The sequence below is a fragment of the Christiangramia sp. OXR-203 genome, assembly GCF_034372165.1.
In the GTDB taxonomy this organism is placed as follows: Bacteria; Bacteroidota; Bacteroidia; order Flavobacteriales; family Flavobacteriaceae; genus Christiangramia.
Window position 1 is genome coordinate 52,182 of record NZ_CP139698.1, and the last position, 23,895, is coordinate 76,076.

At 39.0% G+C, this 23,895-nt stretch carries 25 protein-coding genes; 12 read left to right on the forward strand and 13 right to left on the reverse strand.

What is annotated here, in order from left to right:
• Positions 1-145: 145 nt before the first annotated feature.
• Genes T8I65_RS00285 through T8I65_RS00295 form a run of 3 tightly spaced genes read left to right on the forward strand, consistent with a single transcriptional unit; the run spans position 146 to position 2,959 of the window.
• A complete protein-coding gene (locus T8I65_RS00285; RefSeq protein ID WP_322301532.1) occupies positions 146-2,179 on the forward strand; it encodes a PAS domain-containing protein in 2,034 nt (677 codons plus the stop codon).
• Positions 2,166-2,564 (forward strand): response regulator, encoded by a 399-nt coding sequence (locus T8I65_RS00290; protein WP_322301533.1) that lies wholly within the window; start codon positions 2,166-2,168, stop codon positions 2,562-2,564. Before T8I65_RS00285 ends, T8I65_RS00290 begins: the two co-directional genes overlap by 14 nt.
• Positions 2,564-2,959, forward strand: coding sequence for a response regulator (locus T8I65_RS00295; protein WP_322301534.1), 396 nt, complete (start codon positions 2,564-2,566; stop codon positions 2,957-2,959). Before T8I65_RS00290 ends, T8I65_RS00295 begins: the two co-directional genes overlap by 1 nt.
• Before the next feature lie 118 nt (positions 2,960-3,077).
• On the opposite strand, the gene T8I65_RS00300 is transcribed toward T8I65_RS00295, so the two are convergent.
• A complete protein-coding gene (locus T8I65_RS00300) occupies positions 3,078-3,437 on the reverse strand; it encodes a winged helix-turn-helix transcriptional regulator (RefSeq protein WP_322302814.1) in 360 nt (119 codons plus the stop codon).
• A gap of 91 nt (positions 3,438-3,528) precedes the next feature.
• Here T8I65_RS00300 and T8I65_RS00305 point away from each other — a divergent pair, with 91 nt between their 5' ends.
• From T8I65_RS00305 to T8I65_RS00315, 3 genes are all read left to right on the forward strand, one after another.
• Positions 3,529-4,518: a zinc-dependent alcohol dehydrogenase family protein gene (locus T8I65_RS00305; protein WP_322301535.1), complete on the forward strand. Its 990-nt coding sequence runs from the start codon at positions 3,529-3,531 to the stop codon at positions 4,516-4,518.
• 158 nt (positions 4,519-4,676) lie between these two features.
• On the forward strand, positions 4,677-5,471 hold the full coding sequence (locus T8I65_RS00310; RefSeq protein WP_322301536.1) for an SDR family NAD(P)-dependent oxidoreductase: 795 nt from the start codon (positions 4,677-4,679) through the stop codon (positions 5,469-5,471).
• Positions 5,472-5,558: 87 nt separating this feature from the next.
• The gene (locus T8I65_RS00315) at positions 5,559-6,401 is read left to right on the forward strand and encodes a DUF4437 domain-containing protein (protein ID WP_322301537.1); all 843 of its coding nucleotides are present in this window, start codon (positions 5,559-5,561) and stop codon (positions 6,399-6,401) included.
• A gap of 80 nt (positions 6,402-6,481) precedes the next feature.
• Here T8I65_RS00315 and T8I65_RS00320 read toward each other — a convergent pair whose 3' ends face one another.
• From T8I65_RS00320 to T8I65_RS00360, 9 genes are all read right to left on the reverse strand, one after another.
• Positions 6,482-6,967, reverse strand: a complete 486-nt coding sequence (locus T8I65_RS00320; RefSeq protein WP_322301538.1) for a helix-turn-helix domain-containing protein — start codon at positions 6,965-6,967, stop codon at positions 6,482-6,484.
• A complete protein-coding gene (locus tag T8I65_RS00325) occupies positions 6,942-7,646 on the reverse strand; it encodes a sulfite exporter TauE/SafE family protein (protein ID WP_322301539.1) in 705 nt (234 codons plus the stop codon). The genes T8I65_RS00320 and T8I65_RS00325 overlap by 26 nt, the downstream gene beginning before the upstream one ends.
• The gene (locus T8I65_RS00330; RefSeq protein ID WP_322301540.1) at positions 7,647-8,096 is read right to left on the reverse strand and encodes a FixH family protein; all 450 of its coding nucleotides are present in this window, start codon (positions 8,094-8,096) and stop codon (positions 7,647-7,649) included. It abuts the gene before it with no gap.
• Positions 8,097-8,108: 12 nt separating this feature from the next.
• Positions 8,109-9,530 carry a cytochrome c oxidase accessory protein CcoG gene (gene ccoG / locus T8I65_RS00335; RefSeq protein ID WP_322301541.1) on the reverse strand — a complete coding sequence of 474 codons (1,422 nt, stop codon included), beginning with the start codon at positions 9,528-9,530 and terminating at the stop codon, positions 8,109-8,111.
• A gap of 12 nt (positions 9,531-9,542) precedes the next feature.
• Positions 9,543-10,499 carry a cbb3-type cytochrome c oxidase N-terminal domain-containing protein gene (locus T8I65_RS00340; RefSeq protein WP_322301542.1) on the reverse strand — a complete coding sequence of 319 codons (957 nt, stop codon included), beginning with the start codon at positions 10,497-10,499 and terminating at the stop codon, positions 9,543-9,545.
• Positions 10,496-10,708 carry a cytochrome c oxidase subunit IV gene (locus T8I65_RS00345; RefSeq protein ID WP_026913726.1) on the reverse strand — a complete coding sequence of 71 codons (213 nt, stop codon included), beginning with the start codon at positions 10,706-10,708 and terminating at the stop codon, positions 10,496-10,498. The genes T8I65_RS00340 and T8I65_RS00345 overlap by 4 nt, the downstream gene beginning before the upstream one ends.
• An 11-nt stretch (positions 10,709-10,719) precedes the next feature.
• A complete protein-coding gene (gene ccoN / locus T8I65_RS00350; protein ID WP_322301543.1) occupies positions 10,720-12,915 on the reverse strand; it encodes a cytochrome-c oxidase, cbb3-type subunit I in 2,196 nt (731 codons plus the stop codon).
• 2 nt (positions 12,916-12,917) lie between these two features.
• The gene (gene ccoS, locus T8I65_RS00355) at positions 12,918-13,112 is read right to left on the reverse strand and encodes a cbb3-type cytochrome oxidase assembly protein CcoS (RefSeq protein WP_026913724.1); all 195 of its coding nucleotides are present in this window, start codon (positions 13,110-13,112) and stop codon (positions 12,918-12,920) included.
• Positions 13,113-13,190: 78 nt separating this feature from the next.
• A complete protein-coding gene (locus T8I65_RS00360; protein ID WP_322301544.1) occupies positions 13,191-15,575 on the reverse strand; it encodes a heavy metal translocating P-type ATPase in 2,385 nt (794 codons plus the stop codon).
• 200 nt (positions 15,576-15,775) lie between these two features.
• On the opposite strand from T8I65_RS00360, the gene T8I65_RS00365 reads away from it, so the two are divergent.
• The 6 genes from T8I65_RS00365 to T8I65_RS00390 all read left to right on the forward strand — a co-directional run bounded on the left by T8I65_RS00365 (position 15,776) and on the right by T8I65_RS00390 (position 20,543).
• The gene (locus T8I65_RS00365; protein ID WP_322301545.1) at positions 15,776-16,354 is read left to right on the forward strand and encodes a YceI family protein; all 579 of its coding nucleotides are present in this window, start codon (positions 15,776-15,778) and stop codon (positions 16,352-16,354) included.
• Positions 16,355-16,378: 24 nt separating this feature from the next.
• A complete protein-coding gene (locus T8I65_RS00370) occupies positions 16,379-17,677 on the forward strand; it encodes a hypothetical protein (RefSeq protein ID WP_322301546.1) in 1,299 nt (432 codons plus the stop codon).
• A 95-nt stretch (positions 17,678-17,772) separates the two neighbouring features.
• Positions 17,773-18,342: a YceI family protein gene (locus T8I65_RS00375; RefSeq protein ID WP_322301547.1), complete on the forward strand. Its 570-nt coding sequence runs from the start codon at positions 17,773-17,775 to the stop codon at positions 18,340-18,342.
• Positions 18,343-18,388: 46 nt separating this feature from the next.
• Positions 18,389-19,666, forward strand: coding sequence for an acetyl-CoA hydrolase/transferase family protein (locus T8I65_RS00380; RefSeq protein ID WP_322301548.1), 1,278 nt, complete (start codon positions 18,389-18,391; stop codon positions 19,664-19,666).
• A 199-nt stretch (positions 19,667-19,865) separates the two neighbouring features.
• Positions 19,866-20,150 carry a hypothetical protein gene (locus tag T8I65_RS00385; RefSeq protein WP_322301549.1) on the forward strand — a complete coding sequence of 95 codons (285 nt, stop codon included), beginning with the start codon at positions 19,866-19,868 and terminating at the stop codon, positions 20,148-20,150.
• Positions 20,151-20,543, forward strand: coding sequence for a group III truncated hemoglobin (locus T8I65_RS00390; RefSeq protein ID WP_322301550.1), 393 nt, complete (start codon positions 20,151-20,153; stop codon positions 20,541-20,543). It begins immediately after the preceding gene.
• A 130-nt stretch (positions 20,544-20,673) separates the two neighbouring features.
• Here T8I65_RS00390 and T8I65_RS00395 read toward each other — a convergent pair whose 3' ends face one another.
• From T8I65_RS00395 to T8I65_RS00405, 3 genes are all read right to left on the reverse strand, one after another.
• The gene (locus T8I65_RS00395; protein WP_322301551.1) at positions 20,674-21,441 is read right to left on the reverse strand and encodes a universal stress protein; all 768 of its coding nucleotides are present in this window, start codon (positions 21,439-21,441) and stop codon (positions 20,674-20,676) included.
• An 89-nt stretch (positions 21,442-21,530) separates the two neighbouring features.
• Positions 21,531-22,571, reverse strand: coding sequence for a response regulator (locus T8I65_RS00400; RefSeq protein ID WP_322301552.1), 1,041 nt, complete (start codon positions 22,569-22,571; stop codon positions 21,531-21,533).
• A gap of 24 nt (positions 22,572-22,595) precedes the next feature.
• Complete coding sequence (locus T8I65_RS00405; protein WP_322301553.1) at positions 22,596-23,846, reverse strand: PAS domain-containing sensor histidine kinase; 1,251 nt, start codon at positions 23,844-23,846, stop codon at positions 22,596-22,598.
• Between the last annotated feature and the right edge of the window lie 49 nt (positions 23,847-23,895).

A 23,895-nucleotide genomic window follows, 5' to 3' on the forward strand; every position in this document is an offset into this window, starting at 1 on the left:
TCCTGCGAAGGGATTTTGTTTTCTATTCCGCCATTCTTTTAGCAGATCTAAAACTTGAAACATTGATACTTTATCAATTTCAGGTTAGATAGAAATAAATGTTTAGTTTTAAGCGTCAAATGTATAGCCCCGACATTCGTAAATTATGAAGAATATACCTATTCCTGAGAACGATAAGAGTAGAAATCTCGAAGTTGAGAAATACAAGCCGCAACAACGAATCGATGATGAGGATCTTGATTTCTTAAGTGCTATGGCTGCTGAGATTTGTGGTACTCCAAGTGCCTTGATTACCCTAATTGGTCAGAATACGCAATATATAAAGTCGGCTTATGGTATGGACCTAGAAACAAGGGAATTCCCGAGGGAGTTTACTTTTTGCGCTCATACTATTAGTTCTCCCGAAGGATTTATGGTGGTAGAAAATGCACGGGAAGATGAAAGATTCAGAAATAATCCTTTTGTAACCGGAGAAAATCCAATTCTTTGTTATGCGGGTGTACCACTTTCGAATTCGTCAGGTTATTCAATAGGTTCTTTATGTACCATAGATTTTGAGCCTAAAAGCTTTTCCGAAGAACAAATAGAAAAGCTTAAAAAGGTTGCAAACCAGGTAATGAAGTCGATCGAGCTTTCCCGAAAGACCAATGAGTTGAAACAACTTAATGAAAACCTGCTCAGGGAGCAAACAAAAAATAATTATATCATTGAAGGTACTGAAACTGCCACTTTTGACTGGGATATCGTCAATGACCAAATGAGTTTTAATGATGTCTGGTTCCAGATTTCCGGTTACTCTCGAAGCGAGTTCCCAAACCAGATGGTTGATTCCTGGAGAACCATCGTTCATCCTGATGATCTGCAACCACTTCAGCAACAAGTACAGCTACATTTCGATGGGAAAAAGAAAAAGTTCAGCAGTGAATTTAGAATAAAGCATAAGAACGGTAAGTATCTTTGGATATCCAGCCAGGGAAAGATCTTCGAAAGAGATGCAAGTGGAAGACCAACCAGAATGTATGGCTTACACCGTGACATAAGTGATAAGAAGAAAGTTGATGTTGAGATACAGTTTAGAGAAAAGCTTCTTGAATCTTTATATAATTTATCTCCATTAGGGATCGCCTTAAATGATTACGAGACTGGTGCTTTTATAGAAGTGAATAAGAGATTGGTAGAACCTACGGGTTATAGTCAGGAGGAATTTTTAAATCTCACCTATTTTCAGTTAACTCCGGAAGAATATCTGGATATGGAGAAAGAGCAGCTCAAAGAACTGGATGCAACAGGAAGCTACGGGCCATACGAAAAAGAATACATTAGAAAAGATGGATCTAAATACCCGGTTTTATTAAGAGGGGTGTTAGCTAAAGATCCCAATGGTAAGAAAATCATCTGGAGTTTTGTCGAAGATATTTCAGAAAAAAAGAGAAATGAAGAGTTACAGGAATTGAACTTTCAGAAGATCGAAAAGCTTCTTTCCATTACCGAGAAGCAAAATGACCGATTAAAAAATTTCGCGCATATCGTTTCTCATAATTTACGCTCTCACTCCAGTGGAATCTCATTATTACTTGATTTCTTAAGTGAATCCAATCCGGAGATCAAAGTTGAAGAACCTTTCAAACATCTAAAAACAGCCTCAGGAAACCTGGAATCTACCATTCATGATCTTAATGATATTGTAAAAGTAAATGTATCAGGACAGGAAGATTTTCAAATCATTCAATTGAAGGCTGCAGTAAATAAAATCGTTGAAAGCGTAGAACCGCTTACAAAGACTGGAAATATTGAAATATATGTGGAAGTTGGAGAAACGATAAACGTATATGGATTGAGAGCTTATATTGAAAGCATCCTGTTGAACCTGGTCACTAATGGGATCAAATATTCTTCACCAGATAGAAATAGTATAATCAAGATCACGGCTAAAGAAGATGTTCTGAATAAACTGGTATTGATCGAGATCGAGGATAATGGTATTGGTATAGACCTGGATACTCATCGCAAGGATCTTTTTAAAATGTATAAGATCTTTCACAAACATGAGGACGCGAGAGGCGTAGGTTTATTCCTGGTCAAAAATCAAGTTGAAAATATGAACGGATCTATTGATATTGAAAGTACAGTAGATGTTGGAACAAAATTTATAATTAAACTACCTAATGAACAAAATTAATCTAGCCTGTCTTATAGAAGATGATCCAGTGCATATCTACCTTTCCAAAAGATATTTGGAATCTTCAGGATATATAGACAATATCCAGATCTATAATGATGGAAAAGAAGCTTACGACGGGCTCAAAGAGAATTGGGAAAGCAAGAAAACACTTCCCGAGATCATCCTTTTGGATCTCACCATGCCGGTATGGGATGGATGGAAGTTTTTAGATGAATTTATCAAATTACCTATTGAAAAGCAGATTACAATTTATATCTTAACCAGTAGTATCAATGAAGCCGACAAGCAAAGGGCATCTAATTATAATGTGGTGAAAAATTATTTAGTGAAACCAATTACAATGCAAACATTGGTGGAGCTTATTGAAAGAATGGAAGACTGATGGCGAACACCAAATTTGATAGAATTTTTGTAGTAGATGATGATACGATTATACATACAATCCAAAAACTTCTTCTGCAGGAATTCTTTCCTGAAAATTTTCTGGAGAGATACGATGATTCTACCCGAGCATTGGATATTCTTATAAGTATGGATGAAGTTGTAAAGGAAGTTCTCGTTTTTCTAGATCTCAATATGCCCATTCTCTCCGGACCGCAATTACTGGATAAACTACAGCAAGCTGGAATTCATTATAATATCACAGTTTATGTACTCACCTTTTCTAATAATCCTGCCGAAATAGAGAACGTAAGCTCACATCCATATGTTCGTAAAGTAATAAGAAAACCACTTACGAGGGAGAAACTGGCAGAGTTGGATATTATAAATCCTTAGTTATAAACTTTGAAGAGGTAATTTCTGAATGAGAAAATCGCCTTACTTATACTAATCTGAATTGAAGTATGTGATTTTTGTAAAACACTTGACTACTTATAATTCAGCGCACAAAACTCTATTTAGGATGTTCGGATACAACATAGTCGCCCCAATCGGCAATGGCTTCAATTAACGGAATCAAAGTTTTTCCCCTTGCACTTAGCGAATATTCCACCTTTAAAGGTGGTTTCTGATGATACACTGCTCTATCTACAATACCGTCATCCTCAAGCTTTCGTAACTGAAGACTCAGTGTTCTCTCCGTAACCGTAGGCATCATTTTCCTGAGTTCACTATAACGTAAAGTACCGTTCTTCAGATGAAATAATATTACAGCTTTCCATTTACCACCAATAATTCCCATGGTTAAACTTGCGCAACACGGATAGGTTTCGCCATTATAAATATGACTCGAGACTGAAATTTTATCTTTCATAGTTACTATCAATTTTGACCGTTATTGCAAATATAGGATCCTATACTTAATTTTGCTACTATAATTTTTATAGTAATTAAAAAATAAGAATATGAAAGCAATGGTTCTAAATGAATATGGAGAAAACTCAACATTTGAATTATCTGAAGTTGTAAAGCCCGAAGTAAAAGTTGGAGAGGTTTTAGTAAAGATCGTTGCTTCCAGTGTCAATACGGTAGATACGATGATCCGGAATATGGGAAAGGATCTGCCATTATCACCAGACGCTCCAGCAATACTGGGAATGGATTTCGCCGGAATCATCGAAAAAATTGGGGATGGCGTGGAAGGATTTTCTGTTGGTGATGAAGTCTATGGTTGTGCGGGCGGACTGGCAGACCTTCAGGGAACTCTTGCTGAATACATTGCTGCAGACCATAATCTAATAGCACATAAACCGAAAAATCTAAGCATGAAAGAAGCAGCGGCCATTCCTCTGGTTGGAATAACTGCTTATGAAGGATTGACCCGTGCCCAGGTTCAAAAGGAACAAAAGGTTCTTGTTCATGGAGGTTCAGGCGGAGTTGGTCATCTTGCGATACAATTAGCTAAATATTTTGGAGCTGAGGTATTTTCTACCGGTGGTGGTACTAAACAACTTGATGTCATCGAAAACTTCGGGGCGAAAGGAATCAATTATAAAGAAGAATCTGTAGAAGATTATGTTGAAAAGCATACAGCTGGCCATGGCTTTGATGTTGTTTTCGATTCCGTAGGAGGTGAAAACCTGAGTAAATCTTTTGAAGCTGCAGCATTGAATGGACATATTGCAACTACGGTCTCTATGTTAGAAATGGATCTTAATCCTATGCACTTTAAAGGCCTGTCACTTCACGTTGTTTTTATGCTTATTCCGATGCTACACAACTATAAGCGCAAAGATCATGGAAAAATTCTAAAACAGTTGACCGAAATCGCTGAAGAAGGTAAATTAATACCATTGCTTGATGAATCTAGTTTTTCCATGAAGGAAGTAGGACAAGCATACACGAGGTTGGAAAGCGGCAAGGCGATGGGTAAAGTTGTTGTGGAAAATGCCTAATGATGATCCAAAAACTTAACAAATAGAGCATTCTTCAGAATAAAATGATATAAATTGATAAACATATATTCTTCTGAAAGGTTTTTATCTAAAAATAATCTATAGCCTATATTAATCAGGGTTCTCAAAATTCAGTTTAGATTATTAAAACGAACGTGATGAAAACAATACTTATAACCGGAAGCACCGATGGAATTGGAAAACTGACTGCTTTCAGTCTCGCAACCTATGGTCACCGGGTTATCATTCATGGGAGAAATAAGGCAAAACTAGAGAGTATTATTTCTGAGATTCGAAATACAACTGGAAATCAAAAAATTCAAGGATTTGCAGCCAACCTTTCTAATATTGAAAACATAAGGTCTCTTGCCGAAGAAATTTATAATTCTGAAGATTCTATAGACGTTCTCATCAATAATGCCGGGGTGTATATAACTAACGAATCTCAAAATGCTCAAGGACTGGACATGAGGTTTATGGTAAATTATCTAGCTCCATACCTGTTGACTAATCATCTTCTTGATCTCTACAAGGGTAAAATTGAAAGAATCGTCAATTTAAGTTCTGCAGCGCAATCTCCGGTTTCTTTAAAAGCTTTGCAAGGCGAGGAAAATCTTCCAGAAAGTGAAGCTTATGCACAAAGCAAGCTTGCACTTACGATGTGGAGTTTCCAACTTGCGGAAAAGGTTAAGGAAACAACGGTAATTGCAGTAAATCCAGGTTCCCTACTAAATACAAATATGGTGAAGCAGGCTTTTGGGAAGCATTGGTCACCGGCAGAGAAAGGCTCACAAATATTAGTCGATCTAGCAATCTCAGATAAATATAAGAGTGATACCGGCAAATACTTCGATAATGACAAGGAGGCTTTTGGTGCTGCCCACGCAGATGCCTATAATAAACCTAGGCTTGAAGATCTATTAAAAGTAACTGAGCGGATAGTCAAGTCTTGATCTTTTGTGTTTTCTTTCAATAGCTAACTTCAGAATTGAACTAACACTTCCCACTTAATGAAATCGATCACAATAAAATCATATACAATGACAAAAATTTTTATACTCATAGCTACTATCTTATTTGGGTTTTCGAGCTATGCCTATCAAACGACGCAAGAAAAGAATAGAGCTGAATCTGACGGACTTACAAATAAAATCACACTAAGTTCAGAAATTAAATGGGAAAAGATGAACCCTGCGCGAGGTGATCAGAGTCCATTAGCAGGAACCATCTGGGGAGACAGGAAAGCTGATGTCGCTACAGGCTATATTGGGAAATTTACGGATGGTTTTTCTTCTCCACCACATATTCACAATGTAACGTATCGAGCTATTGTAATGAACGGACTCATTCATAACGATGATCCGGAGGCTGAAAAAACGTGGATGCCTACAGGTTCATTCTGGACTCAGCCTGCTGGCGCCTCACATATTACTGCTGCTAAAGGAAAAGCGACCATGGCATATATTGAAATAGATCAAGGCCCGTACCTTGTTAAGCCTGTGGAAGAATCTTTTCAGAATAAAGAACGACCTCTTAACCTCGATATTTCTAATGTCGTTTGGCTTGATCATACTACAACAAACTGGATCTCTGAAAATAGTCTTGCCCAGCTAAGTTTCCTATGGAAAAACTCACAAAACGTTCAGGGCATCTTAATCCATTTACCTGAAAACTATCACGGAGAAATTCTAAGTGATGGAGATGTTTTTACAGGAATCGTGATTTCGGGGAATATTGAATATCAAATGCAAGGAGAAAATACGACGACACAACTGGATCAAGGAAGTTCTTTCAGTTCTACAACTAGAAGTTCTCATATAGTAAGTACTAGTGATGAAGTATTGATCTACATTAGAACCAATGCAAAATTTATGATTCTGTAGTTCAGAATCTTTAAGCATACCAGGATCTAGCAATTATCAGGTTTGAAGTTAAATGCCGAATGCATTCAGCGTTTAACTAATTAGTTCATTTTGTATTTCTCCCTGTACGCGGAAGGGCTAATGCCTTCTTTCTTCTTAAATAATCTGGAGAAGTAAGGTGGGTACTCAAATCCCAGTTCATATGCAACTTCAGAAATTGACTTCTCTGGATTCAGCAGAATATTCTTTGCCTCATCAATAAGATATAATTGTATATGCTCTGTGGAAGTTTTTCCTGTCTCTTTCTTTAATGTATCGCTTAGATAGCGTTTTGAAACCGAAAGTTTATCTGCAATATGCTGAATACTTGGAATCCCGTTCTCCTTTAGTTGTCCAGATTCAAAATAATTCGATAACTGCTCGTTAAATTGTTCTAACAGGTCGTGTGAAAGTTCTTTACGATTCAAAAATTGTCTTTCATAAAATCGATTCGCATACTTAAGAAGAACGCTCAATTGTGAAATAATGATCTCCTTACTGAATTCATCCTGATTCAGTGTTTCAAGGTTGGCACTCCATGACAGCACCAATTTTCATGATAGGTTCTCCAGGGGAGAGATAAGGAATACCTAGCCCCATTCCTCTAATAATGAATAGTACGGCGATAATGGCTATAAACACAGGGATTAGCTTACGAATGTATATCCTGTTTTTTACAGAAATCACGTTACTCAACCAGATCGCAATGGTCATCAACGGGATGGTTCCAATTCCAAAAATGACCATATATAAACTACCATATATTGCGCTACCACCGGCAACTGCTCCAAAAACTGCCATATACACGAGTCCGCAGGGTAAAAAACCATTCAAAAAACCAACGGTAAAGTAGGTGTCTGGATTCTTCTTTCTCAATTCCTTCCCAAGGTAATTTTTCAGGTCTTTCACTACTTTGAAATTAGCATTTTCAGGATTGAATCTACCTAGTTTTTTCTTCGGAAGAAATACAAGAAACAGCATAATGATCCCGATGATGATAGATAATTGCTGTTGGAGCCCAAAAAGAGACAGGCTTCTCCCGGCAACTCCGAACACCAGCCCTATAATTCCGTAGGAAAAAAGACGGCCGGAGTGATATAAAAAGATCTGCAGGAATTTTCTGAATTTATTTTCCCGGTCTAGTGGAAGCAAAAATGCAATAGGCCCGCACATACCAATACAATGGAAGCTTCCAAGTAATCCAAATATGAGCGCAGAAAACAGCATTTAGTAGACTATTTCAGTTTTATACATGAATTCCTTTTCATCATTCTTCCAGGTGACCTTTACATTCCATCTGCCATTCACAAGTTTATCTGCTGGGATCTCAAATTCAGAACTTTTAATTTCAGAAAAGGGAATACTAAAATCAAGTTTCTTGTTGGAAGGCCTATACAGGCTTACCATACCCATCGTGTTTTCCAGGTCAATCCCTTCAGGGAAAATTATTATCAAACTTTCACCCCTTCTTTCAAGGCTGATCTGTTCGTTGAGCGCAAAGGCATTTTCCTGCGCATCTATATCCTGTTGATAATGCAATTCTGCCTTATAATAATCCTCTACCACAAGATCATGGTCATAGTCTGAACTGCTCATCATAGTGACGACAAAGTACATGATGAAGCTAATGAATGCGAGCATTCCAATTACAATTCCGGTTCCCCAGTTTATCTTCATAATTTCTAGTGATTAATGGTAACTCCTTGGTCCCAGAAAAGTAGTACCGGTAGTTTCTAATAATTGTTCGCCGTTATAAACTTCGATAACGATCTTATCTTTTTCGTTTTCCAGTGCTGCCTGGTTAATTTCGACGAACAATGTTCCCTCGGCCATGCCGTTCGCAGGAATGCTAATGGATTTCCCTTTCACAGTATTTATAGTTCCGGGATGCGACTTGATTTCAAACCTCACATTATCGTAATCCACAGAAGTTTTATTAATAAGTTTAAAAGTGTACACATTGCTAATAATATTGCCATCCTTATGTTCATAAAGCTGGCCGGGTAGCCTGAGAATATTGGCTTCCACATCACTTCTCAAAAACAACATGCCACTTAATACCGTAACGAGGATAAACAAAACTGCAGCATAGCCCTTAATACGCGGGGTAAACCTGAATTTCTTTTGCTTCTCAATATTCTCTTCACTCGCATATCTTATCAATCCCTGCGGAAGATCCACCGCATCCATCATATGATTGCAAGCATCTATACAAGCTGTACAATTCACACATTCCAGCTGGGTTCCATTTCGAATATCTATTCCAGTAGGGCAAACCTGCACACATTGAAAACAGTCGATACAATCACCTTTCCCGCTAGCTTCTCGATCTTCATTTTTTCTGAATTTCGCTCTACCTTCTTCCTTTTCTCCACGTTTATGATCGTAGGCAACAACAATAGATTTATTGTCCAGCAGAACACCCTGAAGCCTACCATATGGACAGGCTATGATACAAACCTGTTCTCTAAACCAGGCGAATACAAAATAGAAGATTCCGGTAAAAAGCAGCAAGGAGATCAAGGTGCTAAGATGTGCCTGCGGTCCTTCCTGAACATAAAGAAGCAACCTGTCGCTGCCAATAAGATAGGCCAGGAAAACATTTGCAATTAGAAAGGAGATCACAAAGAAAATGAACCATTTTATAACCTTCTTCCTGATCTTTTCAGCATTCCACTGCTGCTTGTCCAGTCGTATCTGTTTGCCCCTGTCTCCTTCAATCCAATATTCGATTCTTCGGAAAACCATTTCCATAAAGATCGTTTGGGGACATATCCAGCCACAAAATATTCTTCCGAAGGCTACCGTAAATAAAACAACGAAAACCACTCCTATCAACATCATCAAAACGAAAAGATAGAAATCCTGCGGCCAAAAGATTGTTCCGAAGATATTGAAGCGGCGTTCCAGTACATTGAACATGAGAAATTGATTCCCATTGATCTTTAAAAAAGGAGCTGTAAAAAGTATCGCCAGTAAAAAATAACTTACCCACTGCCGATATTTATATAATCTACCATCAGGTTTTTTGGGATACACCCAGGAACGTTTACCTTCTGGAGTAACCGTGCCTATACTATCCCTAAACCTTTCGTGCTCCTCTTTTTCCAAAATATGTAGATTTTACTCTTCCTCGTAACTCATTTCTATTTCAATAGAAGCTGAATCTATTGCTTCTACCTTAACCTCATCCACTCTCGCATCTGGATCTACCCATAGTTCACCTTCAGGTTCTTTTGGGTCTAAAGGAGTTGTGGAATGCAAACTCAACACGTAACTGGCAACCTGGGCAATTTCTTCAGGTTGTAGATCGGTTTTCCAGGATACCATCCCTTTTCCAGCACGTCCTCCTTCAGAAATTGTATTAAAAACATTCTTGATACCACCACCCAGAATCCAGTAAGAGTCGGTTAGGTTAGGACCAATTCCACCTCCACCATCAATTTTGTGACAGGCAGCACAGTTTCCTGAGAAAATTGCTTTCCCGGCATTGATATCTTCAGTACCTGTAAGCAACTCCACAGTATTAGCATCAATAAGGCCTTTGGCGTTTTCTTTATAGGCTTCCACCGCTGCCTTAGCTTCTGCAACCTCAGCCAGGTATTCGTCTTTTTGAGTAGCACCATCGAAAACATGGTATCTTGCCAGATAAATTCCGGCGAAAATTATACTGGCGTAAAATCCATAAAGCCACCAGGGTGGAAGATTATTATCCAGCTCTTTGATGCCGTCATAATTATGATCAAGAATGATCTCATCTTCATTTTCAATTGGCTTTTTGTCCAGTAACTTGTCGTAAGTTTCTTTGAACCAGGCAAAACGATTCTTTTCCCTTACCGCCACGGCTGCATCATAAGCTGCACGATCATCGGGCTTTAAAGACATATATAAGGTCTTGTCCAGGGCTGCAACCGAAACTTCGATGGCAATCGCTAGAAGCAGGATCACTCCAAGAACAAGCCAGAAAATTGGATAGACTTCGAAAACAGATTTATCACCGGTATCAATGGTGAGTTCTGCCAGTATGATCGCCAGGGCGATTAGTCCGCTAATTCTTAATACTGAAAACGTATTTTTCATGATTTGTTATCTTTTACGATGATAGGCATCATTAGTTCATCTTCCTGGTCTAATGGAATGTCGCTCACTTTCCTGATATAATCCTTTTTAGCTGTAAACACCCACCAGAAGAGCGCAGTGAAAAAGATGAAGAATATAAGCAGTGAGATAATGGGATAGATCGCTACCCCTTCTATACTTTCCAGTGGACCTTTTACGAATTTCAACATGGTCTCAGGTTTTAGTTAGTTGATACTTGTTTTAAATCTTCGGCTTTGATATCTGTTCCCAGTCGCTGCAAGTATGCAATAAGAGCTACGATCTCACGATCTCTCATTTCTGTGAACTCCTCGCCATTCTCTACAGCAAACTTTTTATCTGCCTCATAACTCTTAACAAAATCTGGATCCTGATAAAGGTTCTTTTCAATTTCAGTTCCCTGTTCTGTCATCCACTGCTGGGCTCTTTCAATCTCCTCATCTGTATAAGGCACTCCTAGAGTTTGCATCGCACGCATTTTATCTTCAGTATCAGATTTGTCAAGTTCATCCTGAATTAGCCAGGTATAAGAAGGCATAATAGAACCTGAAGAAGTACTTTGAGGATCGTACATATGATTAAGGTGCCAGTTATCTGAATATTTCATACCCACCCTATGAAGATCTGGTCCGGTTCTTTTACTTCCCCAAAGAAATGGGAAGTCATACCTGTATTCACCAGCTTTCGAATATTCTCCATAGCGTTCCACTTCACTTCTAAAAGGTCGTACCATCTGAGAATGACAGGAAACACAACCTTCGCGGATATAAAGATCCCGGCCTTCCAATTCCAGAGGTGTGTATGGTTTTACACTGGAAATTACCGGCACATATTCATCTACCATTAATGATGGAACTATTTGCACAATACCTCCAATAAGAATAGCGATAGTAGCAAAAATGGTAAGTTTTACAGGTCTTCTTTCAAGCCAGCTGTGGTAAGCTTCACCGGCAGTTCTTTTACTGGTTACCGGTTGCAATGCAGCAGCTTCAGCAAGTTCATCTTCCACGGCACTACCCTGGCGTATCGTTTTTACAATATTATAAAGCATTACGAAAGCACCTACGATGTATAAACTTCCACCAATAGCTCTCATCCAGTACATTGGAATGATCTGCGTAACTGTTTCCAGAAAGTTACCGTAGGTTAGGGTTCCATCTGGATTGAACTGTTTCCACATAGAAGCCTGTACGAATCCCGCAACATACATTGGCAATGCGTAAATGATAATTCCCAGCGTTCCTATCCAGAAATGTGTGTTCGCCAGTTTAATTGAATATAGTTTTGTTTTGAACAATCTTGGTACCAGCCAGTAGATCATCCCGAAGGTCATAAAACCATTCCATGCCAGTGCTCCAACATGTACGTGCGCAATGATCCAGTCACTAAAATGTGCGATGGCATTTACATTTTTAAGGGAAAGCATGGGACCTTCAAAAGTTGCCATTCCATACCCGGTAATTGCCACCACCATAAATTTCAATACAGGGTCTACTCTAACTTTATCCCAGGCTCCACGAAGCGTTAGCAAACCATTGATCATTCCACCCCATGATGGGAATAGTAGCATTACAGAAAAGGCAACTCCAAGATTCTGTGCCCAGTCTGGTAACGAAGTATATAGTAAATGGTGAGGTCCAGCCCAGATATAGATAAATATCAGCGACCAGAAGTGAATGATCGAAAGTCGGTAAGAATATACGGGACGATTTGCAGCCTTTGGAACAAAATAATACATCAATCCAAGGAAAGGCGTGGTTAGGAAGAATGCCACGGCATTATGACCATACCACCATTGTACAAGGGCATCCTGAACACCTGAATAAAAAGAATAACTTTTCAAAGCGCTTACAGGAATTTCAATATTATTAACGATATGGAGTACAGCAACGGTTACGAACGTGGCAAGGTAAAACCAGATCGCCACATACAGGTGGCGTTGTCTCCTTTTAATCATCGTACCAATAAGATTGGCACCAAAGGCTACCCAGATCACGGCGATCGCAATATCAAAAGGCCATTCCAGTTCTGCATACTCTTTAGAGGAAGTATACCCTAATGGCAGAGTGATCGCTGCTCCAATGATTATAAGCTGCCATCCCCAAAAGTTGATATTACTAAGGGCATCGCTCCACATCCTCGCCTTCAAAAGACGCTGGGTAGAATAGTATACCCCGGCGAAGATCGCATTCCCTACAAATGCGAAGATTACCGCGTTGGTATGCAGCGGCCTTAATCTACCAAAGCTAAGCCAGGGTATACCTTCGGTTATATTTGGAAAAATGAACATAAAAGCGAGCAGTAAGCCAACGCTCATACCAATAATGCCCCAGAACATGGTGGCAATGATAAATTTCTTTACGATCTTATTATCGTAATAGAATTGCTGTAGATCCATAATTAATTAAATTTCTCTTTATTGACGGGTTGATTTTCTTTCGCTGGAGATTTAACAAGTTCATCTTCAAAAAGCATTCGTACAGAGGGTGTATACACATCATCATACTGGCCTTTCCTGACTGAAACTATAAAGGCTACGAAAAAGATGATGGCCACCACAACACTAATAGCCAGTAACATGTAGATAATGCTCATTATTCTGTTAATCTGGGTGTAAAAGTATTTCGCGGAAAGGCTCTAAAAAATGACGATTGTCAGCTTTGAGATTTTATTTTATTTTTTAAGCTTTTTTGATAGAATTTGAGTGGCCAGCGTTGTAAAGATCACGATGCTTATGGAGCTTAGCGGCATAAGGATCGCAGCGACCACGGGCATAAGATTCCCGGTGACTGCAAAGGCAAGTCCGGTAATATTATACACGAGAGATAGTATAAAGCTCGCCTGGATGATACTGACTCCCTTTTTAGCCAGATCAAAATAATCGGCTAAATTCGATAATATGGAGGCATCCATCACGCCATCACAGGCAGGAGAAAATACATTGATATTTTCTGAAACTGCAATTCCAATTTCACTTTGCGCAAGGGCTCCGGCATCATTCAGGCCATCTCCAACCATCATTACCTTGCGGCCTCCATGCTGTAGTTGTCTAATGAACTCAAGTTTATCACCGGGCTTCTGGTTAAAGTGTATTCCCGATTCCACAGGAAGTAAACTTTGCAAACGATCGCGCTCCCCCTCATTATCTCCGGAAAGTACAATGATGTATTTGTCCCTGGAAAGTTGCTGGAACAGGCCAGACATTCCTTTTCTATAAGTATTTCTAAAACTGAAGCAACCTTTATATTGCTCATTCGAACTTATATGAACTGCAGTTTTCCCATTACTAATTTCTTCGGAATCACTTTCTCCGGTAAATCTTGCTGAGCCGATTTTTATACGATTTCCTTCGAAATCGCATTCAATTCCTGCGCCCACATATTCTTTATAGCTATCGGGCGTTCGTATACCGTGATGCTGAAGGATCGAATACAATGATCTACTTAAAGGATGTGAAGAGGCTTTTAGACTACCACCCAGCATTTGAAGTTCTTTATCACTTAGTTCAAGTCCCTCATATTCAGCAGTGGTTTGTCCCGTCGTGGTGATCGTTCCAGTTTTATCAAAAACTACTGTATCAATTGCCGCCATTCTTTCTATTACTGAAGCGTCCTTTAGATAGATTCCTTTCTTTCCGAAAATTCTAAGCAGGTTACCAAGAGTAAAAGGCGCAGCAAGGGCGATCGCACAGGGACAGGCAATAATTAATACCGCGGTGAATACGTTCCATGCTTTTGATGGATCTGCGAACAGCCAGAAAGTGGTAGCCAGGACTGCAATACTTAGCACGGCAATGGTAAAATTTTTACTAATCCTGTTGGTAAGCGACTGGAAACCGAAAGATCTGTCCTTCTGGAACACCTCATTACTCCACAATTCGGTTAAATAGCTCTGCTCTACCGGCTTGAGAACCTTCAGTTTAATTATGCTGCCTTTTTGCCTTCCTCCTGCGTAGACTTTATCTCCTTCAGCTTTATTCACAAGGTCTGCTTCCCCGGTGACAAAACTATAGTCAATGTTCGCCTGTCCTTCCAGAATTTCAGCGTCCATTGGGATAAGTTCTTCATTTCTAATGAGCACAGTATCACCTTTCCTGATCTTATAAACCTGAACCTGTTCTTCAATTTGTTCTTCTTCAGAAGAGATACGGGTAACAGCAATAGGAAAATATGATTTATAATCTCTTTCAAAAGAAAGAAACGAATAGGTTTTTTGTTGAAAGAACTTTCCGAAAAGAAGGAAAAATACGAGTCCGCTAAGGCTATCGAAAAATCCCGTTCCCAGGTCGAGTACGATTTCTGCGGTACTTCTCACGAATAGCACGAAAATTCCCAGGGCAATAGGAACATCAATATTCAGCATTCCAGATCTAAGTCCTTTATAGGCAGAAATGAAATAATCCTTACCCGAATAAAAAACCACCGGCAGTGAAAAACTGAACATCAACCAGCGAAACAAATATTTGAACTGATCCAGCCAGAATTCATTGATTTCAAAATATTCAGGAAACGAAAGAAACATGATATTTCCAAAAGCAAAACCAGCAACCCCGAGTTTATAGATCAGGCTTCGATCATGCTCAGATTCTTTTTTCTCGAAATTGTCCAGAGAAATATTCGGTTCGTATCCAATCCTGCTAAGTAGGATTACCAGGTTTTTCAGGCTGATCTCTTCAGCAGTAAAACTCAGCCTGATCGTTTTCTTCGGAAAGTCGACCTGGGAGCTTTTCACTCCGTCATGAAGTTTATGAAGGTTTTCAAGGATCCAGATACAGGAACTACAATGTATAGATGGAATGCTGAATGATACTATTTGTGTTTTCTCATGATCGAATTCCAGAAGCCTGTCTACAATCTCTGCATTTTCGAGGTATTCATATTTATCATCTTTTAGCTTTGGAGAAATTCCGGGCGCTTCCTGCAGGTCATAATAATAGGAGAGATCATTACTATTTAAGATCTCGAAAACAGTTTTACAACCAGCACAGCAAAATGATTTCTTCTCAAAGGTGATCAATTCCTCCAGGCAATCCTCGCCGCAATGAAAACATGATTCCATATATCACATATAAAATTAAGGCTACAAAACTGCCCAATTTGATCTCCTTAAAATATGACGGGCGTCATCGAATACATTCTTTAACACTATAAGGTTTTCGCTAGCTCACGAGGTTTTAAAATATTCCAAAACCTGACATTCATCATAATTTACGTCCTATCCCTACAGCATCTTTGTACAGATTTAAAAATGTAAATGATATGAGACCTTACCAAACCATTAAGATGTTTACAGCTTTACTACTTATTAGCCTGGGAGTAAATGCTCAATCTTATCAATTAAATAATCGGGCTTCAACTTTATTTATTAATGGGACCTCCAATATCCATGACTGGACGATCGAAGCTGAAAATACCAGCGGACTTCTAATTACTGAATTTGACGATGGTTCACTGGAGGATATAGAACAACTCGAATTAAATGTGATCGCAGAAAGCCTGGTAAGTGGAAAAAGCGGAATGGATAAGAACACCTACAAGGCTTTAAACACTAATAAGTTTAAGGAAATCAACTTTAAACTGAAAAAGGTAGATCATATAGAAAAGCTCTCAAATAACACATATAACGTAAAGGCTACTGGAAACCTGATGATCGCTGGCTCTAAGAAGGACATCCAGCTACAGTTTTCTTTAAAAGCCGACTCTAATAAGTTGCTATTAAGTGGCCTTCACGAAATCAATATGACAAATTTCGGGATTGAAGCACCAACTGCCATGTTCGGGACCATTAAGACCGGCGATAAAGTGACCATAAAATTTGAAACTCAATTTAATAAGTAGACCTAACCTTAATCATTAGAAATCATGAAAAATTCAATTAAATATCTCGTAATACTGCTCGTAGCCACTTTTGGACTACAAATGCAGGCCCAGGATAATAGTTTCTTCAAAAAATCACTTTTTGACCGTGACTTTGAGAACTTCAGGCATCCAGATCAAAGAGGAATTAATGACTTTGAAGCTGCGAAAGATACCCTCACCAGTTTTGATGGGATCAATGTAAGAGTAGGTGGAGCTTTTGCACTACAATTTCAGGAAATAGATCATGAAAACTCTGGAAACGAAGCGACACCTGCATTACAGGATATAGGAGGAAATTTTAACCTGGCAACTGCCAACCTGGATTTTGATGTACGACTGTATGATGGAGTGCAATTGCACTTAAGAACTTATCTCTCTTCTCAAAATCATGAAGATACCTGGGTGAAAGGTGGATACCTTCAAATAGACAAGCTGGACTTTATTAGCGAAGGTTTTGCTGAAGACCTTATGAAGCACATGAGAATTAAAATAGGTCACATGGAGAATAACTACGGGGATGCTCATTTTAGACGGTCTGATAACGCAATGGCGCTTTACAACCCGTTTGTTGGTAACTACTTGATGGATAGTTTTACTACAGAGGTTGGTGCTGAGGTGTACTATTTTGACAAAGGATTTTTGGCCATGGTAGGTGCTACCAATGGTAAACTTAACCAATCTGTGACCAATCCAGAAAATACGAGCCCATCTCTACTTGCTAAAGTTGGTTATGACAGCTATTTAAAAGAAGACCTGAGGTTTAGATTAACAGGTTCTGTATACCATACCAACCAGACTGCCAGTGCTTACTTATATAGTGGTGACCGCGCAGGATCACGTTACTACAACATATTTACAGATGTAAATGGCGCGGGAGACGGTTTTAGAGCTGCCCGGGTAAACCCAAACCTTAAAAATGAATTGACCTCTTTTATGATCAACCCATTTGTAAAATATGGCGGACTCGAATTCTTCGGGATCTACGAAAGAGCTACCGGGAAAGCAGCTGAAGAAAGCGATACTAGAGCATGGAATCAATATGCCGGAGAACTGCTATACAGGTTTGGTAATAAAGAGCAACTCTATGTTGGAGGAAGATACAATTATGTGGATGGAGAATTAGCCACTGGAGAAAATGTAAGTGTAGATAGATTTAACCTTGGTGCCGGCTGGTTTATGACTAAAAATATCCTGGCGAAGATCGAATACATGAACCAGACTTACGACGACTATCCGGTATTTGATGTTCATAACGATGGTGATGCTCATGGAATCGTATTCGAAGCCGTGATTAGTTTCTAGCATTGCTATAGTGATTTCGGGTAGTAAACTAAAGTTCATCTTAAGATTTTAGTCTACTGCCCGAAATTTTTTATAAACCCCCTAATTGGCAAATCATGATACGTTCTTACATAATGGGTCTAGCATTAATGATCTCCAGCAACCTTATGGTAGCACAGGATTCCTATAGAAATGAGATCATCTCGATCCAACCTCATAGCGAATTGATCATTGCTGGTAGTACTAACGTTAATAAGTTTGATTGTACGTTTGATATCGAACTCATATCCTCTCCAATAGCGATCGCTTACCAGAGGAAAGAGGATCTTGTAAAGCTCAAGGATCTCAAGCTTTCCTTACGAACCAGTGGCTTTGATTGCGGTAATAAACGCATGAATGCAGATTTTCAGGATCTACTCATGTCCCATAAATATCCTGCAATAGAGATCGAAGTGAAACAACTGGAGCTTATCGCAGGAGACTATCAAAAAGCCTTCCTCCAGGTAACAATGGCTGGAAAAAGTAAACAGTATGAGCTACCGGTCCTGGTGAAAGATGACTTTTATAAAGGGAAACTTAGATTGAACATTAGAGACTTTGGACTGGAGCCACCACGCAAAGCACTTGGTCTAATTGAAGTGAATGAAATAATAAAAGTACAATTCGATCTTAAAGTTGCTCGCTAGAATAAGTCTGTGATTTTTATTAAATTCTGAAATTAAATAACATAGTATGCATCATCTCAAAGTAGTTTCAGCTCTGGAAGCTGTAGAACCTGTAAAAAGCAACCAAAGGATTTTTATCCAGGGCGCCGCCATGACACCTAATGTACTCATAGATGCTCTTTGCCATCGTTACCAGGATCTCAAAAACGTAGAGATCATACAAATCCATACTGAAGGGAAAGCACTTTATACAGAAGCTCCGTACCATGACTCCTTTAAAACCAATAGTTGTTTTGTAGGTGGAAATGTAAGGAAAGCGGTCAATTCAAATTATGGGGCGTACATTCCAATTTTTCTAAGTGAGATCCATGTACTCTTCCGAAGAAATATATTACCGTTGGATTTTGCTTTTATCCAGGTATCTCCACCAGATAAGCACGGGTATTGTTCCCTGGGAGTTTCAGTAGACATCACGCTGCCCGCCATCCAAAACGCAAAAAAGGTCATTGCTCAGGTTAACCCTCAGGTACCAAGAACTCATGGTGATGGTATTATTCACATGAGCCAGATAGATGCTGTTGTAGAGGTAGACCAGCCAATACATGCTGCTCATTTAGCAACTCCTACAGAGATAGAAAAAAAGATAGGAAGCCATGTAGCGGGTCTGGTAGAAGATGGGGCTACCCTGCAAATGGGTATTGGTGGTATTCCCAATGTGGTGCTTAGCAATCTTACCAATCATAAAAGACTGGGGATTCATACCGAAATGTTCTCTGATGGAATTCTACCTTTAATTGAAAAAGGTGTGATCACTGGCGAAGAAAAAGAGATTAAAACCGGCAAACTGGTTACCTGTTTTGCGGTTGGTTCCCCGAAGTTATATGATTTCGTAGATGATAATCCACTGGTGCATTTTAAGGAAGCTGCTTACACCAATGATACGGCCATCATTAGAAGGAATCCAAAGGTGACCGCGATCAACTCGGCGATAGAAATTGACCTAACAGGCCAGGTTTGTGCAGATACCATCGGGAAAATACAATATTCTGGAGTGGGTGGACAAATGGACTTTATAAGAGGCGCTTCATTATCTCATGGAGGAAAAGCGATTTTTGCGATGCCCTCTGTAACCAGAAATGGAGTTTCCAAGATCGTTCCGTATCTAAAAGAAGGTGCCGGAGTGACCACCACCCGTGCTCATGTACATTACATTGCTACTGAATATGGAGTGGTTGATCTTTTCGGAAAGAATCTAAAACAACGAGCCGAGGCATTGATCTCGATAGCACATCCAGATCACCAGGATGAATTAGCAAAACAGGCTTTTGAGCGGTTGAACGCCTAAAGCTTAATTAATTTTTATACCGAAAGCGGAACGAATTTATACTGAAAGCGTTCCGTTTCTTATTTTATATCTGTTTATAACTGAAGATCAATTACTTCAGAAATAATATTTCAGGGATAGAAGAGCTGTTTAATGACTGTGGTCATATTTTAGAAGAATGCCTGAGGCTATTTTTACACCATCATTAAAACTAGAAATCATGACTTTTTATCAAAAACAACTTTCAGAATTTACAAGAGATTTTTACGCAGGAGCATCTACAGGGATTATCGTTTCAAGTTGTCTTGGATCTATTGCAGCCATGCTTATACTAATGAATGGTCACGCACTGGCAGATATGATCCAGCTTGGAATGATCGTAGTGGCCTGTATGTGGTACAATGCTTCAGTCCTGGCACAGTTAAAAGCAAAATTCGTTTTTAATTCTTTAATTATTAGCATATTAATGAGTACTACCTTCATTCTTATCAATATCTTTCAGTAGATGCAGAAAGATGTAAAGAATCGTGAGGATATTTATAAACTGGTACTGGAATTTTACAGAAAAGTTCGAGAGAATGAGGAAATAGGTTACTTTTTCAATACGACCATCCAGGATTGGGAATCGCACCTGGAAAAGATCACAGATTTTTGGGAAAGTAACCTCTTTTTTACCGGTAGTTTTCAAGGAAATCCTGCTATTGCCCACGTAAAAGTTGACATGGCACATCAACATACCATTACCGAATATCACTTTGGTATCTGGCTCAACCTCTGGTTCCAAACTATAGATAAGCTTTTTAAAGGAGAAATGGCCTCCCGCCTTAAAAATAATGCTCGCAAGATGTCTACACACCTATTCCTTAGGATCTACCAGGGCAGACATTTAAAAAATTAAATATCTAATTTTTTATCTTAAAGGCTGGATTATTCAGTTCCTGCTGAGTCTATCGGCTTCATTCTTTTATACGCTGTGTAGAATACTAAGCAATTTGAAGCAGATTCATCAAGAAATGACTTTAGAAGTTTTAACCGTGGTACACGAAAATAGGGATCTCCACATTCATCTCTGACGAAAATCCATGCCTGGAATGAAGCAGTCTATCACAGATGCTCAAATTTTTCCCAACCACGAATATAATATGAAACTGTCTCTGAATTTCTCTGAATAGATCACGGGTAAATGGAACAGGAGTTTTAAAAGGAATATCCCTGTTATCCTCATTTGGATATTTAATATCCCCATCTTTAATCTCAAGCAGTGTAAATTGAGAAGATTGTAAGAATTGAAGTTTGTCCAGAATATTGTTCTGTTCCTGCACTGCTAAGACTGCGGGGTCTACTGGAAAAACCGTCTTTTCAGGTTTCTCATACGTACATCCTCCAGGTACGGCAATAATGTTGCACTTAATCTTTCTAACTACCTCATAGGCATGATCCCCAAGAATTGGATGGGCATGCTCATTCTGGCTTACTGCGCCAATAAAGATCAAGTCAATCTTCTTATCTATGAGTGCTTTTCTAATAGCACCTATAAGATTTTCTGAAGACAGAATAAGATCGAATTTATGCAATTTTGGTTTAGAATACTCGCCAAGAGAATCCACGGTGCTCTGTAGCGCATCGAGCGTGGAAACCAATTCCTTTTCCAGGCCTTTACTAGCAGATCTCTCAAAATTAAAGTTATGAATATTCAGAATATGAAAATTCACTTCCTTATCATGAAGGAAATCTACCGCATATTTACCTGCATTGGTCGAGGTTTCTGAAAAATCGGTTAGTATTAGAACATTCATCTATCTTCACTTAATACAGCGAAATTAGGCGAAGTCCTTCTGCAAAAAAATGATTAAAATCAGTTCTTACAAATTTAATGAGCTAGTGATCATTTTACCATTTTCAATGCCTGTGAATCCAGTAATTTTATATTCCTACCCTCGATCTCAATAAGTCCTTCTTTTTTAAATTCTGAAAGAGTTCTTATTAAACTTTCCGGAGCCATTCCTGCAACTCCAGCCAGGTCTGCTCTTGAAATTCTGATACTTTTCAGCGGATGTTTTTCGATCCTTTCAGCAAATAAAAGAATAGTGTTGGCCGTTTTCTTTCTTACTGAGCCGTAGGCCATATCCATTAATTGCTTTTTTAGCTCAGACAGGTTGTTGTTCAAAACCTCAACCAGTTGCATCGTGATCCTGGGGTTTCCAGCAAGGATCTTTTGAAATTCCTCTCTCGAAACCGTATACAACTGAGTCTCTTCCATAGCGGTGGCATAATCTTCATAGGATGACTGAGGATCATTTGCGTGGTTTCCGAAAAAATCATCTTCCTTATACAGCTCGGTGATCAACTCCTTTCCCTGGTTATCCAGGCGATGAGCCTTTACAATCCCACGTTTAACGAGATAGAAATAATTCGCGTGTTTATCTTTCTCATAAATGGTTTCTCCCTTTTTAAAATACTGGAGTTCCTGTTTTGAGAATAGCTCCCTGAGATCGTTCAGGTCCTTCAGCTTCTCCTCATCCTCAGGGGTTTCCTCTTTGATATAAGATTTTAGAATTGCCACTTTTGCGAGCCTGCTTTCAATAGCACTTAACAACTCTTCTTCTTCAAAAGGTTTGGTCAAATAATCATCTGCGCCCAGGTCCATTCCTTTGCGAATATCCTTATGTTCGGTTTTTGCTGAAAGAAATATAAATGGAATATTTAGAGTTGAAGGATTTTTACTGAGAGCTTCTAAAACTCCATAACCGTCGATCTCTGGCATCATGATATCACAAATAATGATATCAGGAATTTCCTGCTGCGCGGTCTCGATTCCAAGTTTTCCATTAGACGCGGTGATCACATCGTAATTGGAAAGTTCTAGCAATTCTGCCGTATTTTCCCGCACTGTGACATCATCCTCTATTAGCAACAATTTTTTCATAAGTCGGCTTAAAATTTTATCAGGTTAGGACTTATCCATAGGAACTTCTATGGTAAAAGTGGTTCCTTTATTTTCTTCGCTTTCAAACTGGATCGTTCCTCCCAGGTTTTCAAGATGAGTTTTCGCAATGTTCAATCCAATTCCTGTTCCCTGGTCCAGCAAAGCATTTTCTGCTCTAAAATATCGCTCAAAAATATGTTTTTGATCTTTCTTCGGAATCCCTCTCCCCTGATCTTTAATTTTGAAAACGATTAGATCATCATGGAAATCTACCATGAATTGAATGGAAGTATTTTCAGGAGAATATTTGATCGCGTTGCCTAATAGATTGGAAAGAATCAATTCAAGGATCTTTTCATCCATAAAAAGCTCTACATCTTCGATATCTTTTGGGTAAGAGATCTCCTGACCATCCTTGAGGGTAATATTTGCATTGTAAATGACTTCGTTAATAAGTCGCTTTAACCTGAATTTTGAAAATTTGTACTGTCCTCTTCCGCTGTCCAGACGTTCAATGGAAAGGAAATCATTCAGAATATTATTGAGGTAATGAACCTTATTCCTAATGGTCACGAGATGCTTCTCGCGCTTAGGCTGTTGTTCTTCTTTGGTATATTTTTCAGCAAGAGTAGCAGAAGTGAGGATTCCGCTCAAGGGAGTTTTAAATTCGTGAGATACCAGTGAAAGGAACTTGGTTTTTAGTTCATTAAGCTCTTTTTCTTTCTGAAGAGCATCTTTGATCTTTTCTTCAGCTTCTTTTCTACGATTGATCTCTTCGCCAAGTTCGACGTTCAGGTTTTTAAGATCTTCTACACTTTCACTTAGTTCCCGGGTTCTAAGTTCAATTTTCTCTTCCAGCTCAGTATTTAGCTCTCTAATTTGCCTTTGGGTCTCCTTACGGATCGTGATATCGATAATTAGCGACATCACATACTTTTCACCATCGATCTCAAATGGATTAAGACCTGCTTCCACAGGAAATAGTGAACCATCCTTTCGTACACCATAAAGATCACGGCCATGACCCATCTGGCGTTTTTCACTATTATCAATAAACTGATCTACGTGTTTATGATGCACATGATGGTAGTCTTTGGGTACCAGACGATCAAGATGTTGACTCAATAATTCCCCTTGCTTATAACCAAACATTTCTTCAGCAGCAAGATTAGCTGCAACTACGATCTGCCTAGAGTCGACTACAATGATACCTTCAGAAGCTGCCTGGAACAGTAAATTAAGAATGTTCTTATTATCGAAAAAGTTTTCCTGCAAAGTGGGTTTCGTTTAAGATCACTAAGTTAAAATCTTTTTTATGATCCCC

Excerpts from the sequence above, each read along its gene's own strand:
- T8I65_RS00390 (WP_322301550.1), top strand. The coding sequence starts at position 20,151 with ATGCAGAAAGATGTAAAGAATCGTGAGGATATTTATAAACTGGTACTG.
- T8I65_RS00365 (WP_322301545.1), top strand. The coding sequence starts at position 15,776 with ATGAGACCTTACCAAACCATTAAGATGTTTACAGCTTTACTACTTATT.
- T8I65_RS00395 (WP_322301551.1), bottom strand. The coding sequence starts at position 21,441 with ATGAATGTTCTAATACTAACCGATTTTTCAGAAACCTCGACCAATGCA.
- ccoN (WP_322301543.1), bottom strand. The coding sequence starts at position 12,915 with ATGGATCTACAGCAATTCTATTACGATAATAAGATCGTAAAGAAATTT.
- T8I65_RS00290 (WP_322301533.1), top strand. The coding sequence starts at position 2,166 with ATGAACAAAATTAATCTAGCCTGTCTTATAGAAGATGATCCAGTGCAT.
- T8I65_RS00385 (WP_322301549.1), top strand. The coding sequence starts at position 19,866 with ATGACTTTTTATCAAAAACAACTTTCAGAATTTACAAGAGATTTTTAC.
- T8I65_RS00340 (WP_322301542.1), bottom strand. The coding sequence starts at position 10,499 with ATGAAAAATACGTTTTCAGTATTAAGAATTAGCGGACTAATCGCCCTG.
- ccoS (WP_026913724.1), bottom strand. The coding sequence starts at position 13,112 with ATGAGCATTATCTACATGTTACTGGCTATTAGTGTTGTGGTGGCCATC.
- T8I65_RS00360 (WP_322301544.1), bottom strand. The coding sequence starts at position 15,575 with ATGGAATCATGTTTTCATTGCGGCGAGGATTGCCTGGAGGAATTGATC.
- T8I65_RS00330 (WP_322301540.1), bottom strand. The coding sequence starts at position 8,096 with ATGAAGATAAACTGGGGAACCGGAATTGTAATTGGAATGCTCGCATTC.
- T8I65_RS00370 (WP_322301546.1), top strand. The coding sequence starts at position 16,379 with ATGAAAAATTCAATTAAATATCTCGTAATACTGCTCGTAGCCACTTTT.
- T8I65_RS00310 (WP_322301536.1), top strand. The coding sequence starts at position 4,677 with ATGAAAACAATACTTATAACCGGAAGCACCGATGGAATTGGAAAACTG.
- T8I65_RS00345 (WP_026913726.1), bottom strand. The coding sequence starts at position 10,708 with ATGTTGAAATTCGTAAAAGGTCCACTGGAAAGTATAGAAGGGGTAGCG.
- T8I65_RS00375 (WP_322301547.1), top strand. The coding sequence starts at position 17,773 with ATGATACGTTCTTACATAATGGGTCTAGCATTAATGATCTCCAGCAAC.
- T8I65_RS00315 (WP_322301537.1), top strand. The coding sequence starts at position 5,559 with ATGACAAAAATTTTTATACTCATAGCTACTATCTTATTTGGGTTTTCG.
- T8I65_RS00305 (WP_322301535.1), top strand. The coding sequence starts at position 3,529 with ATGAAAGCAATGGTTCTAAATGAATATGGAGAAAACTCAACATTTGAA.
- T8I65_RS00300 (WP_322302814.1), bottom strand. The coding sequence starts at position 3,437 with ATGAAAGATAAAATTTCAGTCTCGAGTCATATTTATAATGGCGAAACC.
- T8I65_RS00295 (WP_322301534.1), top strand. The coding sequence starts at position 2,564 with ATGGCGAACACCAAATTTGATAGAATTTTTGTAGTAGATGATGATACG.
- T8I65_RS00400 (WP_322301552.1), bottom strand. The coding sequence starts at position 22,571 with ATGAAAAAATTGTTGCTAATAGAGGATGATGTCACAGTGCGGGAAAAT.
- T8I65_RS00380 (WP_322301548.1), top strand. The coding sequence starts at position 18,389 with ATGCATCATCTCAAAGTAGTTTCAGCTCTGGAAGCTGTAGAACCTGTA.
- T8I65_RS00285 (WP_322301532.1), top strand. The coding sequence starts at position 146 with ATGAAGAATATACCTATTCCTGAGAACGATAAGAGTAGAAATCTCGAA.
- T8I65_RS00325 (WP_322301539.1), bottom strand. The coding sequence starts at position 7,646 with ATGCTGTTTTCTGCGCTCATATTTGGATTACTTGGAAGCTTCCATTGT.